General features: G+C 46.1%; 14 protein-coding genes. 7 read left to right on the plus strand and 7 right to left on the minus strand.

The features are described 5' to 3' along the window. Positions 1-191: 191 nt before the first annotated feature. Together MKY87_RS10220 and MKY87_RS10225 are read right to left on the minus strand one after the other, a co-directional pair. Positions 192-1,727, minus strand: coding sequence for a helicase DnaB (locus tag MKY87_RS10220; protein ID WP_340964303.1), 1,536 nt, complete (start codon positions 1,725-1,727; stop codon positions 192-194). A 383-nt stretch (positions 1,728-2,110) separates the two neighbouring features. Further along, a complete protein-coding gene (locus tag MKY87_RS10225) occupies positions 2,111-2,404 on the minus strand; it encodes a YuiB family protein (protein WP_091037866.1) in 294 nt (97 codons plus the stop codon). 228 nt (positions 2,405-2,632) lie between these two features. Between MKY87_RS10225 and hemQ the strand changes: the two genes are divergently transcribed. Then, complete coding sequence (gene hemQ / locus MKY87_RS10230; protein ID WP_062837936.1) at positions 2,633-3,379, plus strand: hydrogen peroxide-dependent heme synthase; 747 nt, start codon at positions 2,633-2,635, stop codon at positions 3,377-3,379. Positions 3,380-3,682: 303 nt separating this feature from the next. Here the strand turns inward: hemQ and MKY87_RS10235 are convergent, their stop codons facing one another. Then, on the minus strand, positions 3,683-3,934 hold the full coding sequence (locus MKY87_RS10235) for a hypothetical protein (protein ID WP_340913111.1): 252 nt from the start codon (positions 3,932-3,934) through the stop codon (positions 3,683-3,685). Beyond that, positions 3,931-5,124, minus strand: a complete 1,194-nt coding sequence (locus MKY87_RS10240) for an NAD(P)/FAD-dependent oxidoreductase (RefSeq protein ID WP_036605766.1) — start codon at positions 5,122-5,124, stop codon at positions 3,931-3,933. Before MKY87_RS10240 ends, MKY87_RS10235 begins: the two co-directional genes overlap by 4 nt. A 654-nt stretch (positions 5,125-5,778) precedes the next feature. Here MKY87_RS10240 and MKY87_RS10245 point away from each other — a divergent pair. Both MKY87_RS10245 and MKY87_RS10250 read left to right on the plus strand, forming a co-directional pair. Continuing rightward, entirely contained in the window at positions 5,779-6,753 is a 975-nt protein-coding gene (locus tag MKY87_RS10245; protein ID WP_210437008.1) for an NAD(P)/FAD-dependent oxidoreductase, read from the plus strand. A gap of 76 nt (positions 6,754-6,829) precedes the next feature. After that, on the plus strand, positions 6,830-7,081 hold the full coding sequence (locus MKY87_RS10250; RefSeq protein ID WP_074096361.1) for a hypothetical protein: 252 nt from the start codon (positions 6,830-6,832) through the stop codon (positions 7,079-7,081). A 21-nt stretch (positions 7,082-7,102) separates the two neighbouring features. On the opposite strand, the gene MKY87_RS10255 is transcribed toward MKY87_RS10250, so the two are convergent. Beyond that, on the minus strand, positions 7,103-7,246 hold the full coding sequence (locus tag MKY87_RS10255) for a sporulation histidine kinase inhibitor Sda (RefSeq protein WP_017692430.1): 144 nt from the start codon (positions 7,244-7,246) through the stop codon (positions 7,103-7,105). A gap of 354 nt (positions 7,247-7,600) precedes the next feature. Next, the gene (locus tag MKY87_RS10260) at positions 7,601-8,260 is read right to left on the minus strand and encodes a YheC/YheD family protein (protein ID WP_091037871.1); all 660 of its coding nucleotides are present in this window, start codon (positions 8,258-8,260) and stop codon (positions 7,601-7,603) included. A gap of 238 nt (positions 8,261-8,498) precedes the next feature. On the opposite strand from MKY87_RS10260, the gene MKY87_RS10265 reads away from it, so the two are divergent. Further along, positions 8,499-8,753, plus strand: a complete 255-nt coding sequence (locus MKY87_RS10265) for a hypothetical protein (RefSeq protein WP_017692428.1) — start codon at positions 8,499-8,501, stop codon at positions 8,751-8,753. Between the two features lie 26 nt (positions 8,754-8,779). Next, positions 8,780-10,309, plus strand: coding sequence for a Ppx/GppA phosphatase family protein (locus MKY87_RS10270; protein ID WP_340964307.1), 1,530 nt, complete (start codon positions 8,780-8,782; stop codon positions 10,307-10,309). Here the strand turns inward: MKY87_RS10270 and ppk1 are convergent. Continuing rightward, positions 10,269-12,350, minus strand: a complete 2,082-nt coding sequence (gene ppk1, locus MKY87_RS10275; RefSeq protein WP_036605760.1) for a polyphosphate kinase 1 — start codon at positions 12,348-12,350, stop codon at positions 10,269-10,271. The two genes, MKY87_RS10270 and ppk1, sit on opposite strands and share 41 nt — an antisense overlap. A gap of 248 nt (positions 12,351-12,598) precedes the next feature. On the opposite strand from ppk1, the gene MKY87_RS10280 reads away from it, so the two are divergent. Together MKY87_RS10280 and MKY87_RS10285 are read left to right on the plus strand one after the other, a co-directional pair. Beyond that, entirely contained in the window at positions 12,599-12,826 is a 228-nt protein-coding gene (locus tag MKY87_RS10280) for a hypothetical protein (RefSeq protein WP_338588477.1), read from the plus strand. A gap of 348 nt (positions 12,827-13,174) precedes the next feature. Continuing rightward, a complete protein-coding gene (locus MKY87_RS10285; RefSeq protein WP_445669416.1) occupies positions 13,175-14,224 on the plus strand; it encodes a glycoside hydrolase family 53 protein in 1,050 nt (349 codons plus the stop codon). Positions 14,225-15,077: the final 853 nt, after the last annotated feature.

Raw genomic sequence — 15,077 nt, forward strand, 5'->3', positions numbered from 1 at the left:
GAGCTAGTACTGCATAATCCTGATCGTGACGAAACGAAAAGACAGCCTGCTACGAAGCCAGGCTGTCTTTTTTAAAACCTATTATGAATGAATAAGAGCTCAGGAAAGCAAAACAACGGAGAATTAATTATTTATCGCCACACGTATGAGTGAAAAATTCATCATTTTTATTAGTCAAATTCGCAGAACTTTTAAGAAGTTCCTTTTTGCTTACTGGCTTGCATCTGCTGGGCAAATCTCATCATCTCTTCGAACTCTTCCTCAGATACGGCATCCCCATCGGTGCTTATGTCTTGTACAATCGGAATTTCGGGCTTAGCTTTGGTTCCTTTGCCGTATGTACGGGTACGGGTTCCAGCTGCACCAGCAGCCTGTTTGCCTTTGACCTTGGCCTGATCACGAATATATTGAACAGCTTTCTCATATGAGTTCACCTGTTTAAGCAACATGTTGGAGGCAATGGCCTCAACGAAGTTACGGTTAATCCGCTGCTCTCCGCCGGATACTAGCAATGCCATCAAATAATGAATCAATACATTGATAACTTCACCCGGCAACTTGTAACTCAGATCAATTTTCTCAAATATATCGATCAGATTGTCCGGTACTGCACCCGGGAAAAATGTCTGCAACAGACGAGTATATGGCTCATTGCGTAACATCATATTATATTGATGAATATCACACTTGGTCATAAATTGCGGAGGTACTTCGACGTAGTATTCCATCTGTACTCCATGCTCAACAGGTGGTTCACCAGAGTCCTCTTTCCGCTCAGGCTCCTCCATATGCTGTCTCAGTGCCACGACCTTGGCTGCCTGTACAGTCTGTTGCTCATGCCGCTTCTTCGTCTGTCTGAACTGCATACTCGCCTTATGTTGAAGATCATCCAGAATCAGCTGGCCCTGTGGACTGAAGATATCATCTTCATCCAACAGACGGCATACATCCTGCACACTGAGGTTAAACTTGTTTACTACATAATTTACAATGCCCAGTTGTTCGTGATCGAACCGCAGCTGTTCCACATGACGGCGATTGACGGACTCCCGCGGGAAACGCAAAATAATGTCGGCATAGTTCAAACTATTTTCTTCCGCTGCATCATTCGTGCCTGTCCGCTGGGCTGTAGTTGATACTTCCGACAAAGCCTGCTCCAACTCGTAATCAATTACGTGGGTATTCAATTCAAATATATCGTAAAAGGGAACGGAAATATTCTCTTTATTGGCTGCCGGATAAGGTGCGTCCCCATTTTCCACTGCCGAGAAACCGGAACGCAGGGAAAGAACTGCGAATTTACCAATCTTGTCACGAAGCAGCAGTGTCAAATGCTGTGTCCGGAAAAACTCTGCCGGAGAGAGCGGCGGTTGCAGCTCATATTCGTAGATGTAATCATCATTTTCCGGTATATATAACCGTGAAGTCTGAAGTAGCCCCACTGCCTCAAGCTTGGATGTCTGCTCTAACATATATTTGCGCCCCTTCTCACTTGGCTCCAAGCCAAGCGTCATGAACAGCCTCCGTTGCTGTTCAACCGGCGAATAACCGACCTGTTCACCGGGAAGATGCTGAAACAACAGCCGATACAAGCCAACCGCAAAAGCACCTACCATGGGCTGATATGCTCCTGTAAGCATACGGTCATCCAGGGCGCTAAGTCCAAACTCCCTGTATACGCAGTAGCGATGATGTTCAGTATAATGGTGCAGATTCTTCATGCGCATAGCCTGATCTCCTTCTCCCCAAAAGTATGTTTATCTATTCTATCATAAATGTCTGATCCTCAAATGCTCAAAAACAGGTAAAAAGATGGCCTGTTCTCGCTCCGTTTCATCCTAGGTCGACATCATTCACGTTTTCGCCGAATTCAGCAAATTTCTAAAATAAAATGTCGAGAGCCGCTAGAATACTATAAAAGCTGTAGCCGCAGAATACAAGGGAATATCTAAAGAGAATGTTCTCCAGATGTATATGAAGTACAAGTGTACAATAATCCTTCTAATATAAATGAACAGCAAAAAAGCCTTCCCTTTGTACTCGTAAGCGTTTACGACAAAGACAAGACTTTCACGCGATTACAGTGGCATGTGTAACTACTTCCAACAATCTAAAACATTCTGTACCCACCCAAACGCAACTTCTGGATCGTCCAGCCACTGATTATCGCACCAGCCAGTCCAGCGATGCCCGTCATATAGTCTACAAGCTGGAAAGAACCCAGATGTGACATCAGAGATGACGAATGATCCCATAGAGAGTACACGACGACAGGCAAAATCACAATGATGAACAGATAGGAAGGAAACCAGGTGGTCTTCATCAGCATGTTCAGAATGAAACCGATACCAAACATCATAACGAAAAATAATACCATCAATACCAACACAGGTATAAATTGCATCGGGCGACATTCACCTCTTCTTTCACACATTCAGGTTTCACTTCTGGATAGTAGTTAGTGTACCGCAAAAAATGTGGCGAAGCAACGAACTTTCTGGACAAATTTCCCTATATTTATACTCTGTTCATTTGCCCTTCTGCTTCATGTTGGGATACAATGTAAACGATAAAGCACTCACCCGTCCCTTATAGGGATTTGGAAATATACCTTGCAGGAGGAACACAACCAATGAACGAAGCCGCATCAACACTGGAGGGCTGGTATGCCCTGCATGATTTTCGCTCGATTAACTGGGCCGCCTGGAAAGCAGCAGATGATGAAGAACGCGCTGTAGCACTGGACGAGCTTCAGGAATTCTGGAAAGAATGGAAAGAAGTCGAGGATTCATCCAAAGGAAGTACCGTTGTATATACGGTTGTAGGTCAAAAAGCAGACCTCGTCATGATGCACCTGCGTGAAACGCTGGAAGATCTGAAGGCTGTTGAGAACGCGTTTAACAAAACGATGTTTGCTCAATACACGACTAAGTCGTATTCCTACGTCAGTGTAGTGGAACTGAGCAACTATCTTGGCAAAGAAGGCGAAGACCCGATGCAAAATCCGGAGATTATCGCCCGTCTGAAACCGGTTCTGCCACAACGGCAATACATCTGTTTCTATCCAATGAACAAAAAACGTGAGCTGAATGACAACTGGTACATGCTGTCCATGGACGAGCGTCGTACCATGATGCGCAGTCACGGCATGATTGGTCGTAGCTACGCGGGTAAAGTAAAACAGATTATTACCGGCTCTGTCGGTTTCGACGATTGGGAATGGGGCGTTACACTGTTTGCGGATGATGCACTTCAGTTCAAAAAACTTGTCTATGAGATGCGTTTCGATGAAGTTAGCGCACGGTATGGCGAATTCGGTTCGTTCTACGTGGGAAGTCTGTTGAACGAAGGAACACTGGAAGACATGCTTAAGCTGTAAAAATAGCACAACGCACAATAAAGCACCGCGACATCTCCTGTAAAGGATACTGTCTGCGGTGCTTTATTATCTATCAATATTCTACTACCTCAAGCTTGATTTAGATCTATATTGTTTGAACTATTTATTTACACAAAAACGGAAAGGACAGAAAAAACCTGAAAAAGCGAAGCGTTCGCCTTTATCACCGGATTTTCCCTTTAACAAAAGGGAATCAAAAAAATCTGGGGATAACAGCGATTGGAAGGTTATTCTGTCATTGAAGTGTATGTGTAAACATCTTTAGTTCAACTTATATCGTCTCTAATCTTGCTCCTCATCTACCGCTTTCAGCGATTCGAGGAACTCAGCTGTGGCCCGGTCACGGTCACGACCCTTCTCTTTAAGCCGCTCAATCGCAGGCATAATGAGAATATCCACTTCTTTCTGCACAATGTAGGCCAGATCATATTGATCCTGTTCCTCCAGATAACTCCCGACCTGCATCAGGGCGTTGTATCGATCCAGCTCTTCACGTGTTAATAGTCCCCGGACCTGAACACTGCAATGTCTCATCCAAAAAACCGCCCTTTCTTCAGGACTAACGGAATACCACCAATGATGAACAGATAACGCAGATCAACCAGCTTCTTCAGCTGAGCCGCTTTCCAGCCTTTGTATTTCTTGCCGCCTACAACGGCAATAGCTTCACCTTTACCCAGTGATGCAACCGTGCCTTTGCTCGTAAATACAAAAGGTTGTGGCTGTTTCTTGCGAATGGATGCCACGACGTTCTTGGCGCAGTTCACACCCTGCTGCATCGCAATCTGAGCTGTTGGCGGATAAGGCCGTCCTTCAGCATTGAACACAAGTGAATTATCACCAATGACATAGACATGCTCATGCCCCGGAGCACGCAAGTAGTCATCTACTTTCACACGTCCTCGCATCACTTCAAGACCTGCCTGTTCAAGCAGTGAGTTACCGCGAATACCGCCGGTCCATACGACTGTAGCCGCATCGAGCTTTTCACCCTCACCCACAATAACCCCGTCCGGGAGACATTGCTTGATTGGAACACCAATTTTGAAAGTAACGCCCTTCTTCTTGAGCACATTCATCGCATGTTCTACCAATTCCGGGTCAAATCCAGGCAAGGCCGAAGGCGCTGCCTCTACATTATAGATGTGCACATGTTTCGGGTTCACGTCGAACTCTTTGCACAGCTGTGGAATACGATCTGCAAGTTCAGCTACAAATTCAACACCGCTGAAACCCGCTCCACCTACGACAAACCGAATACGATTTCGTTTGTTATCGTTTTTGTACATCGCAAATTGATATTCGATGTGTTCTCGAATCAGTCTGACCGAGTTAATGCTTCGGATTGTCATGGCGTGATCAAGCATACCCGGAATACCGAAGGTCTCAGGCTCACCGCCTAGTCCAATAATCAGATAATCATAGGATAACGTGCCGTCCTCCAGAATAATCTTCCGATCCTGCAGACGAATCTCCTTCACGGAAGACTTGACCAGATCAATCTTGAACTCATCAATCAGCTTGGAAATGGGCACTCTTGCATGCTCAATGGTATCCGTGCCGGCTGCCGGCATATGTAGATGTGTAGTAATATAATGATAATCATGCCGATTCACCAGTGTGACGTCGGCCTCGTTATAGTTCAATTCCTTCTGCAGCCGCTGGGCTGTCAGAATCCCGCCATAGCCCGCGCCGAGGATGACGATTTTGGGAATACTGCTCATGTCTATACCCCTTCCGGTTTCACTTGCATCAGCCCGATCTTGGGTGAGATGCAAAATGCACATACTTACAAATATTGATGAGGTCTTGCCCATTATGACGACAAATGTTAACTTCGCGAATTTATTTAAACGTTTGCATCAATTTCATGACTCACTAAAAATGGATTTTATGAAACTAGATATCGACATATCGAACTGTTTTGATCTATATCTAGACTTGATTGAAGCAACTAAAGGGTTTATGAAATTGATACGTTTGCACGCAAGTTATCGTTTCATGTTGTGAAATTAACCACAAGATTCTACAAAACACGGGATCTGTCTTCATATTACATATTGACTCTAAATTAGACAAAAAAACACATAGTACAGGTCAAGGATATCTGTATTTCTAGTAAAGATCAAGGTTTTTTTTGTTATTTTTCATAACCTTTCATTTCCAATTTCATCCTATTCTCATCTGATCTTCATCAATTATTCTCAGTTTCGTGACGCCGCTAACTTTGCAACCCTGAATACACCGTTTATAATAGGAAAGACAGTTCAGCACCAATGCCGGTTACGATACGTAGCCTGCACATTCTTTCTGTTAACTACCTATTAAAATATGAAAGGTGTTGTTGATTCTTGACTGCACAAAATTCCAGTCATGATATGACTGATTTACTTATTATCGGTGGAGGCCCTGCGGGTCTGTTCGCCGCGTTTTACGGTGGGATGCGTCAGGCATCCGTTACACTGGTTGAAAGTATGCCACAGCTTGGCGGACAGCTTGCCGCTCTTTACCCGGAGAAATACATCTATGATGTAGCCGGATTCCCGAAAGTAACAGCTCAGGAACTGGTGAATAACCTGGTTGAGCAAATGAGCCATTTTAACCCGAACATCCGCCTTGAAGAAAAGGTTGTATCGGTGGAGAAAAAGGATGAACAACATTTCGTCGTGAAGACGGATGAGAATGAATATCATGCCAAAGCCGTCATTATTACAGCTGGCGTAGGTGCATTCGAACCACGTCGCCTGGAGCTTGAAGGTGCTGCCAAGTTCGAGAAGAGCAACCTGCACTACTTCATCAGTGATCTGAATGCCTTCGCTGGCAAAAAAGTACTGATCAGTGGCGGCGGTGACTCCGCGGTAGACTGGGCACTCATGCTGGAGCCTATCGCTGAGCAAGTGACGCTGATCCATCGCCGGGACAAGTTCCGTGCACATGAGCACAGTGTTGAAAACCTGATGAATTCCAAGGTGAACGTTGTTACACCGACCGAAATCACGGAACTTCATGGGGATGATACCATTACCAAGGTAACCCTTTCCCATGTGAAAACCAAAGAAACTCAGGAAATCGAAGTAGATGACGTGATCGTTAACTTCGGATTTGTCTCTTCTCTCGGACCGATTGCCGAGTGGGGTATCGAAATTGACAGCAACTCCATCGTTGTTGATTCCCGCATGGAAACATCTATTCCAGGAATCTTCGCTGCCGGAGATATCACAACCTACCCAGGTAAACTGAAGCTGATCGCTGTCGGATTCGGCGAAGCTCCAACAGCCGTTAACAATGCGAAGGTATACTTCGATCCGGATGCCAAGTTGTCCCCAGGACACAGTAGTAACATGAAACGCTAGTTTGGCTGAAATAACATATATTGATACAAAAAAGGGTATCTTACTCCTGAGTGAATCCATATCAGGAGGGATACCCTTGTCTTATATATGCCCGCTGTGTAACGGTCTGGTTGTACCGGAGCAGGCTTGCCCCCACTGCCTTCAGGGACTGTTAGAATGCGGCAAATTGGATGATTACACCGGACCATACAGCCCCTACGTATTCCAACCTTCCTCTGACACGGCAGACGAAGTCGAAAACGTTTGCAATCATGTGATGTACTGTCACCATTGTCAGACGAGCACGCCATGGCCTGTCTCACTATGGGACTTGTCCGGAAACCTGTAACATTGCCTGCAATGAGGATCTCTAGTGAAGAATGGCAGATACGTCGGTACCCAGTTTGCGCTTATGGATTTCTGCCAACAGCAGTGCGATGAAATCTCGTTCGAGATTCAACTCAATCGCTTTATGGTAGGAATCCAACAACATCTCATCGGATAACATAGCCATTTCCCGCCACAACCTTTCCTTTTTTTTCCTCAAAACTATCATATCAGAGATTCATATAGAGAACAAGCGTTCTTGTTATCCACAACGTTATGTGGAAATCCTGTGCATAGTTTGTTGATAAATGGAAAAAATACAGAGTAATCAACGTGTATAGTGTGGACAATATTTATGCACAGGAAGTTTGTACTACTGTCAGAACGTTTATCAGCGTATTTTTTTTGGAATAAATTCATAGTTTCAAGACTTGTTGCGAGTAAATTACCCAGTAATGTAAAATTTCAAACGGTTTTCATACCGTTTTCTTCTATATATTATCGGTTTTTCTTGAATTTTCTTGAGTTTTCCATTCATTTTCTATTGAGGTCTGGTATTCACTTCCAAAATCCAGATCTTGCCTGAATAATCCAGTCCATAATCAAATCCAAGCTGACCTACACCAGGGAACTGACTTTCCATAATGTACGTACATGTCAGTGTAAGGGAGCGCATCTCCCGGCGTTTGTGCCGACCGGATATATGTGGCAGGGATAAACCAAGAGCTCGCCTTCCTGATAACATGGTGCCACCCTTGCTCAGATTCGTCACACAGAGTCCGGGACGAGCGAGTCGTCCTACTAAAGAACGGAATACCCAGCCTCGTTCGGTTTTGACAACTTTGACTCTGTAATCAACAGGTCTCCCTTGAATTGTTGCCAGATGAATACCTTGCTGGATCAAGTACTTGCGTCTAGCTTTTACACGCACCAGAGAGCGATACATCTGGCTGAAACTGGCGAAAGAACGGGTCGTTTTCATATGGGTGTATCGATAAGCCCCACCGCTCGCCGATACCCGAATGACACCGTAACCACCGCCTCCTACAATAGGTTTGACGTACACCATTCCATAACGACTGAGCATTTGTAGCAGATTACCCGAATTGAATGCCTTGGTCTGTGGGATATGGACAGCCGCTACCGGGTATTTCATCAGAGCCGCTGTCTTCCGCCATTTGCTTGCAAGTTGTCTCGACATGGGTTGATCTCCTTCCTTGAAACAATAGTCCTTCCTTATACATACTCAACAGAAGCCTTGCTTTCTTGGATGTCTGTCCACGGCAAAGGCCCCTTTTCCATGTAACCTGTCCCAGGGGTGATGGCGGAAACGGGAACAAGCGCCCGGTTTGCTTTTCAAACAAGTCAATCTGTCGTATGCTACTAAGGAATGGCTTGGAAGGGCTTAAATATGAGGATCTAAGGAGCGTTCAGAACAAATGGAAGCATTTTTCAAATCACTTTATGGCGTAGCCTATTTTGCAATGTCGATCGTTCTGGTAGCTGTTACGGTACTTCTTTTTGTCACAGGTATTCGACTGTTTATGCAAAAGCGTAATCGCGGCTTTGCCGTGAGTTGTCTTATATTTGCCTGTTTCATCGTCTTTATCATTGTTGTTATGTTAACTACGCCCTTCTCTGCCACACCGCCGGGTTCACCGGAAGCCATGGCTGCCCTTCTTCACTTCGGGTAGTTGAACCTCTGTAGAAGGAGATGCTTATGACACGTACTAATGAAACCTTAGGAATTATTGATATCGGCTCGAACTCCATTCGTCTAGTTATCTATGAACTGGATCAAGACGCAGCCTATCGCATCATTCATGAAGACAAATACGCCGCTCGTCTGAGCAGCGTTGTTGAGTCCGATGGAACCATTCTGCGCCATTCTCTGGATAAAGCCATTACCATCTTGCGTCAATTCAAAGCGACCTGTGAAGCGTATCAGACCAAGCTGATTCGCGCAGCAGCTACCGCAGCTATTCGTAATGCAAACAATGTCCTGGAAATTATTGAATGGCTGGAGACAGAGACGGGACTTACCATTGAATGTGTATCGGGAGATCGGGAGGCCTATTATGGGTTCCTTGGTGTCACTCAATCCATTGATCTGGCAGACGGTTACGTCGTAGATATTGGAGGCGGCAGCACAGAGATCACGGTCTTTCAGGATCGGAAAAGGTTACATAGCATCTCCCTCCCCATTGGTGCAGTGAATTCACATGCCCGTTATGGGGGTGAAGATCAGTGGACCGAGGCGAATGCAAATGCATTGTGCAACGAAGTCATTGAGGCTCTCCGTGGACAGGATTGGATTCGTGAGCATCCCGGCCTGCCACTCATCGGACTTGGTGGCACAATGCGTACACTTGCCAAAGTGGAACAGAAGCGTACCCAGTATTCTTTGCCTGTCACCCATCATTATGAGATCAGTGAGGAAGCGATGGAGAACATCGCTCGCTCCTTGCCTCATCTCACCTCGGCACAGCGCAAAAAGGTACCCGGGCTCGCCAAAGATCGCGCAGACATCATTGTGCCCGGCGTACTGATCCTTCGAACCGTCTTCCAGTTAATACAGGGAGATCGTTATGTGGTTAGTGGTGCGGGTCTACGAGACGGGTTGTTGCGTGATTACATGGCTGGAGGTCAGCCGGTCGTTCCGGACGCGCTGAAGGACAGTATCCGCAACTTTATCCATTTTGGTCCGCCTATTCCAGAGAAACGTCTGCAACGGATTCATCAGGATATGGTTACCCTGTATACGGCATTACAAGGTACCCCTCCTGATCAAGCAGATGCCCGAATCCTGTATGCATCCTCCATGCTGCACATGGCAGGTAAACAGATTAACTATTTCCGTTATACACAGCACTCGGCCTATTGGATCATGAATTCAAGCATCTATGGACTTTCTCATCGGGAGACCATTCTAAGTGCCAGCGCAGCTGATTATCATCCCAAAAAAAGAACGCCCCAGCTGCTGAATAAGCACCGGGACATTCTGAAAAACTCGGATGAGCGGCATGCTCATCGTATTGGCTCTCTGCTGCGCGTAGCCGAAGCCATTAATCGATCCGAGAGCATCGCTGCGATCGAAGCAACAAAAGAAAACGACTCGCTGCAGGTGCAATTCACCTGTACAGCTGAGCCGTTACTGGAACTTGATGGCCTGGAAGAGGCCGTCAAGGATCTGAAGGAAGCTTGGGGAGTTACGTTAACGCACTCCATTCAGCAGGCTTCCAAGGGATAATACCCATGGCCTCCGTCTGACTTCTCAGCGGGGGCTTTTCATTTTCTACAAATACATAATTGCCACCAGGCATAAGTTGTCTCGCTTTGACATTATCCATAAGGGACAGATTAAGGATATCTACTAGCATCTTTTTCAGCTCTGGATCAAATACGGGACACATCAGTTCAATTCTTCGATTCAGGTTACGTGTCATCCAGTCTGCACTGGAGATGAATACATCCGGGTTTCCGCTATTTTCAAAATAAAACAACCTTGAATGCTCCAGAAAACGATCCACAATGCTAATGACCCGAATATTCTCACTGAGCCCCTCTACCCCCGGACGCAGACAACATACACCACGCACAATCAGATCGATCTGCACGCCAGCTTGAGAAGCCTCGTACAATTCATCAATCATTTCCTGATGGGATAAGGAGTTGATCTTGGCAATGATTCTGGAAGGTTTGCCTTTCAGCGCATGCTCTGTTTCTCTACGAATCAGTGCAAACAACTCATCCTTCATACCATCCGGAGCTACGCGGAACGCCTGCAATGCCTTCGGACCGGAGTATCCGGTAATCTCATTGAACAATTCGGATGCATCTTCCCCAATAATCGGATTAGAGGTGAACAGTCCCACGTCCGTATACACTTTGGCTGTGCTCTCATTATAGTTACCGGTTCCTACATGGACATAACGTCTCAGCCCCTGCTGTTCCCTGCGTACGACAAGAATGATTTTGGCATGGGTCTTCAGTCCAACCAGTCCATAAACCACGTGACAACCGGCCTTCTCCAGCTTACGAGCCCAAGCAATGTTGCGCTCTTCATCAAAACGTGCTTTCAGTTCCACCACCACCGTGACCTGCTTACCACTCTCAGCGGCAAGAGCAAGTGCCGGAATAAGGCGTGAATCGCCATTGACCCGATATAAAGTCATCTTGATCGCCAGAACTCTTGGATCTTCCGAAGCCTCCAATATAAAATCAGTGACTGGTTCAAACGATTCGTATGGATGATGCACCAGTACATCGCGTTTACGCAGCAGCTCAAAATGACTTTCTCTTGGCAGAAACTCAAGTGGGTAGACTGGCTTCACCGGACTGTATTTCAGATGTGAAAAACTTTCCAGACTGTCCACGAATCCAGCCAGAAAACTCAGATCAAGTGGTCCATCAATTTCATATACCGGGTCCTGGATATCAAATTCATCCTGCAATTCCAATAAGGCATCCGGACGAAAATCCTTGCAAACTTCCAGTCGTACAGGAGCCCCGCGCCGTCTGCGTCGCAATTCTTTTTCAATAGCCTCAAGCAGATCTTCCGCTTCTTCTTCATTAATGAACAGATCCGCATTGCGGGTCACTCGGAATTCCTGTGCAGCAAGCGAGATATATCCACTGAAGAGCGTATGAATATGATGTTTGATAAGATCTTCAATCAGAATGAATGTTTTCTTTTTGCTATTCGCCCGAATGGGAGCCTGAACTACCCGCGGCAGATTGGAAGGCACCTGAACAATAGCCATAAACGGCTCTCCCTCTTGCTCCCCTTCCTTCTGTAACATCACGGACAGATAGACAGACTTGTTGTGTACCAGCGGGAACGGACGACTCTGGTCAATCGCCATTGGTGTGAGTACCGGAAAAATAATCTCATGAAAGTATTGGTCCATTGCACGCTGCTGTGTCACATTGAGATCGGTATATTCCTGAATGTTCACGCCTTTTTTGGCGAGTAGACGAATGAGTTCACGATACGTTTTATACTGTTCGGCGACCATGGTCCCGGTTCGTTTGATCAATCTGCGGTACAATCCCGAAGGCGTGTATCCTGTAAAATCTTTTTGCGTGAATCCGGCCTTGATCTTCTCTTTTGTCTCCGCCACCCTTACACTGACGAACTCGTCCAGATTACTAGCGACAATGCCGAGAAATCTCATGCGTTCCAGCAGAGGCGTTGTTGGATCCTGGGCCTCCTGAAGTACGCGCCGATTAAATTCAACCCAACTCAAATCACGATTAACGTAGTTGCCTGTTTTGACGTCTCTATGCATGTATGGCCTCCGAATGTGTTGCATATCTATTCTTGGTTAGAAGTTCTCATATAATTGTACTATTCGTAATCAACATCAAGCGTCAGCGCAGTGTAAACGCTACGTAAAATTTATGTAAATGATACCTCATGGGCGCAACTTTTTCCATCCCTTTACAAAGGTCAATAGACAGAGTAAAGTGAAGTACAGTGTGATTTGGTCCGGTTGCTTGTTCTCATTCCAAATATATTTGATTAAAGGAGTATATAATGAAATCCAACAAACCTAGAACGTTACAAAAAAATATAGAGTTTTTCACGGCTGCACTATCCCAATGTATGGTAAGCGCATGGCAGGAAGACCCGGCTGGCGTCTATTGTGAAGTAGGTTGCGGCGTCGTGGAGCGGATCAGTGAAGACAGCGTGCGCATCCGAAACAATGACGGAACAAAGAGTCATTATGCACGAGATATTACGATGTTCCAGACTGAAAAATAATTTTGCATAAATACGTAAAAAAGACTAGCTTTCCGAAACAAGGTGTTGTATACTCTTGCCACAAGGAAAGGAGGTGCGTCAACATTTCTAATGTCATGTTGAACGTGTCCCTTACCCGATCCACTAGCTCAAATTAAAAGAGTCTGGTGGAGGCGCGGGATACGGATCAATGTTTCAAAAAGCGCCACGGGTAGAAAAGCCGTCTTCGGACGGCTTTTTGTTTTCTCTTTTTTCTGTAGAGAGGTTGAGAAAACACCCAAAATATTGGAAATGGACCCTTTAGTAGAGCAAACCAGGATGGCTATAATTAGGATGCAACTCAACCTAAATCCGAGGAGGCATCTTGTAATGTTCAAAAATGTAAGGGGTCTCAAGACATCCATCATGTTGGCTTTTGTTTTGTTATTCACCTCCATCATGTTGCCCGCAGGTCAGCATGCCAGCGCAGCACCAAGTTTCGCCAAAGGAGCTGACATCAGTTGGGTTCCCGGAATGGAAGCCCAAGGTTACAAATGGAAAGATAAAAACGGGGTACAGCGTGACATCATTGATATTTTGAAAAACGACTATCAGATCAACTCCGTTCGCATTCGGGTCTTTGTTAATCCTTCGAATGATTATGGGAACGGTTACATGAATAAGGATCGTGCGGCTACACTCGCACAACGTGCCAAGAATGCCGGCATGAGTGTAATGCTTACCCTGCACTACAGCGATTCCTGGGCAGACCCTGGTCAGCAAACCAAACCTGCTGCCTGGAAAAACTATACGTTCCAACAGCTCATGGATGCGGTATGGAACCACACTCGTGATGTGATGACAGCGATGCAAAGCAAAGGCGTTACCCCAGACTGGGTACAGATCGGTAATGAAACAAGCAACGGCATGTTATGGGAAGATGGTAAAGCATCCACCAACATGAAAAACTATGCGTGGCTGGTGAATACAGGCCATAACGCAGTGAAATCCCTGAGCAGCGGCACCAAAACCATTGTGCATCTGGCAGGTGGAGATGATAACGCCCTCTATGTATGGAATATTGGTGGTCTGATTAACAACGGAGCTAACTTTGACATGATTGCCATGTCCCTCTATCCTTCAGCTTCCGGCTGGAACACCGCTGTTACAAATACGGTAAACAACGCCAAGGATATGATCAACCGTTATGGCAAAGAGATCATCATCTCCGAAATTGGCATGGACAATAATCAGGCTGCAGCTGGTAAAAGTTTTGTTGCCGCGATGAAAAACCAAATCCGCAATCTGCCAAATGGCAAAGGTAAAGGTGTATTCTACTGGGAGCCTCAGGCTACACCAGGATACAACGGCGGCTACGGCAAAGGCGCATGGCAATCCAATATGATGCCAACGGCTGTCATGGAAGGATTTATTGACTAGGTACGGTGGGTAGAAGTGCGGGCTTTGGGGGGCAGCGTGGTGGGCGTTCCGGTGGCGGATCGTTCTTATGATCCCTGTTATCCCCAGATTTTTATGAATTCCCCTGATAAGGGGAAAATCCGGGGATAAAGGCGAACGCTCCGCTTCTTCAGAATCGATTCCGCCCCCTCCACTACGTTGCTGCTCCTTGAGACACTTCTAAAACCGTGTGTAGTCAAATGATTAGTAGTAAGGTAACAGAAGGGCTTGAGGCGCTGTTCCCGGTGGGAGTAGCGCCTTTTGGCGATGAGGTGCGTTAAGGGCGTAGCATGGTGGGCGTTCCGGGGGCGGATCGTTCTTATGATCGCTGTTATCCCCAGATTTTATGAATTCCCCTGATAAGGGGAAAATCCGGGGATAAAGGCGCACGCTCCGCTTCTTCAGAATCGATTCCGCCCCCTCCACTACGTTGCTGCTCCTTGAGGCACTTCTAAAACCGTGTGTAGTCAAATGGATTAGGTAGCAAGGTAAAACAAGGGCTTGAGGCGCTGTTCCCGGTGGGATGAGCGCCTTTTGGCGATGAAGTGCGTTGAGGGGGCCGCGTGGTGGCGTTCCGGTGGCGGATCGTTCTTATGATCGCTGTTATCCCCAGATTTTATGAATTCCCCTGATAAGGAAAATCCGGGGATAAAGGCGTACGCTTCGCTTCTTCAGAATCGATTCCGCCCCCTTCACTACGTTGCTGCTCCTTGTGGAACTTCTAAAGCGTGTCGCGATCAATCGAGGAGGGGTGCACCACTCGGGCTGTAGACTGATGTTCTTTTGGCTTACATATGAATATAATAAGTTTATTGAGATGACACAGGATCAATTT

Source organism: Paenibacillus sp. FSL R7-0198 (assembly GCF_038000415.1).
GTDB lineage: Bacteria > Bacillota > Bacilli > Paenibacillales > Paenibacillaceae > Paenibacillus.

Bases quoted from the DNA above. Each gene is read 5' to 3' on its own strand.
- MKY87_RS10220 (WP_340964303.1), bottom strand. From the start codon at position 1,727: ATGCGCATGAAGAATCTGCACCATTATACTGAACATCATCGCTACTGC.
- MKY87_RS10225 (WP_091037866.1), bottom strand. From the start codon at position 2,404: ATGCAATTTATACCTGTGTTGGTATTGATGGTATTATTTTTCGTTATG.
- hemQ (WP_062837936.1), top strand. From the start codon at position 2,633: ATGAACGAAGCCGCATCAACACTGGAGGGCTGGTATGCCCTGCATGAT.
- MKY87_RS10235 (WP_340913111.1), bottom strand. From the start codon at position 3,934: ATGAGACATTGCAGTGTTCAGGTCCGGGGACTATTAACACGTGAAGAG.
- MKY87_RS10240 (WP_036605766.1), bottom strand. From the start codon at position 5,124: ATGAGCAGTATTCCCAAAATCGTCATCCTCGGCGCGGGCTATGGCGGG.
- MKY87_RS10245 (WP_210437008.1), top strand. From the start codon at position 5,779: ATGACTGATTTACTTATTATCGGTGGAGGCCCTGCGGGTCTGTTCGCC.
- MKY87_RS10255 (WP_017692430.1), bottom strand. From the start codon at position 7,246: ATGGCTATGTTATCCGATGAGATGTTGTTGGATTCCTACCATAAAGCG.
- MKY87_RS10260 (WP_091037871.1), bottom strand. From the start codon at position 8,260: ATGTCGAGACAACTTGCAAGCAAATGGCGGAAGACAGCGGCTCTGATG.
- MKY87_RS10265 (WP_017692428.1), top strand. From the start codon at position 8,499: ATGGAAGCATTTTTCAAATCACTTTATGGCGTAGCCTATTTTGCAATG.
- MKY87_RS10270 (WP_340964307.1), top strand. From the start codon at position 8,780: ATGACACGTACTAATGAAACCTTAGGAATTATTGATATCGGCTCGAAC.
- ppk1 (WP_036605760.1), bottom strand. From the start codon at position 12,350: ATGCATAGAGACGTCAAAACAGGCAACTACGTTAATCGTGATTTGAGT.
- MKY87_RS10280 (WP_338588477.1), top strand. From the start codon at position 12,599: ATGAAATCCAACAAACCTAGAACGTTACAAAAAAATATAGAGTTTTTC.
- MKY87_RS10285 (WP_445669416.1), top strand. From the start codon at position 13,175: ATGTTCAAAAATGTAAGGGGTCTCAAGACATCCATCATGTTGGCTTTT.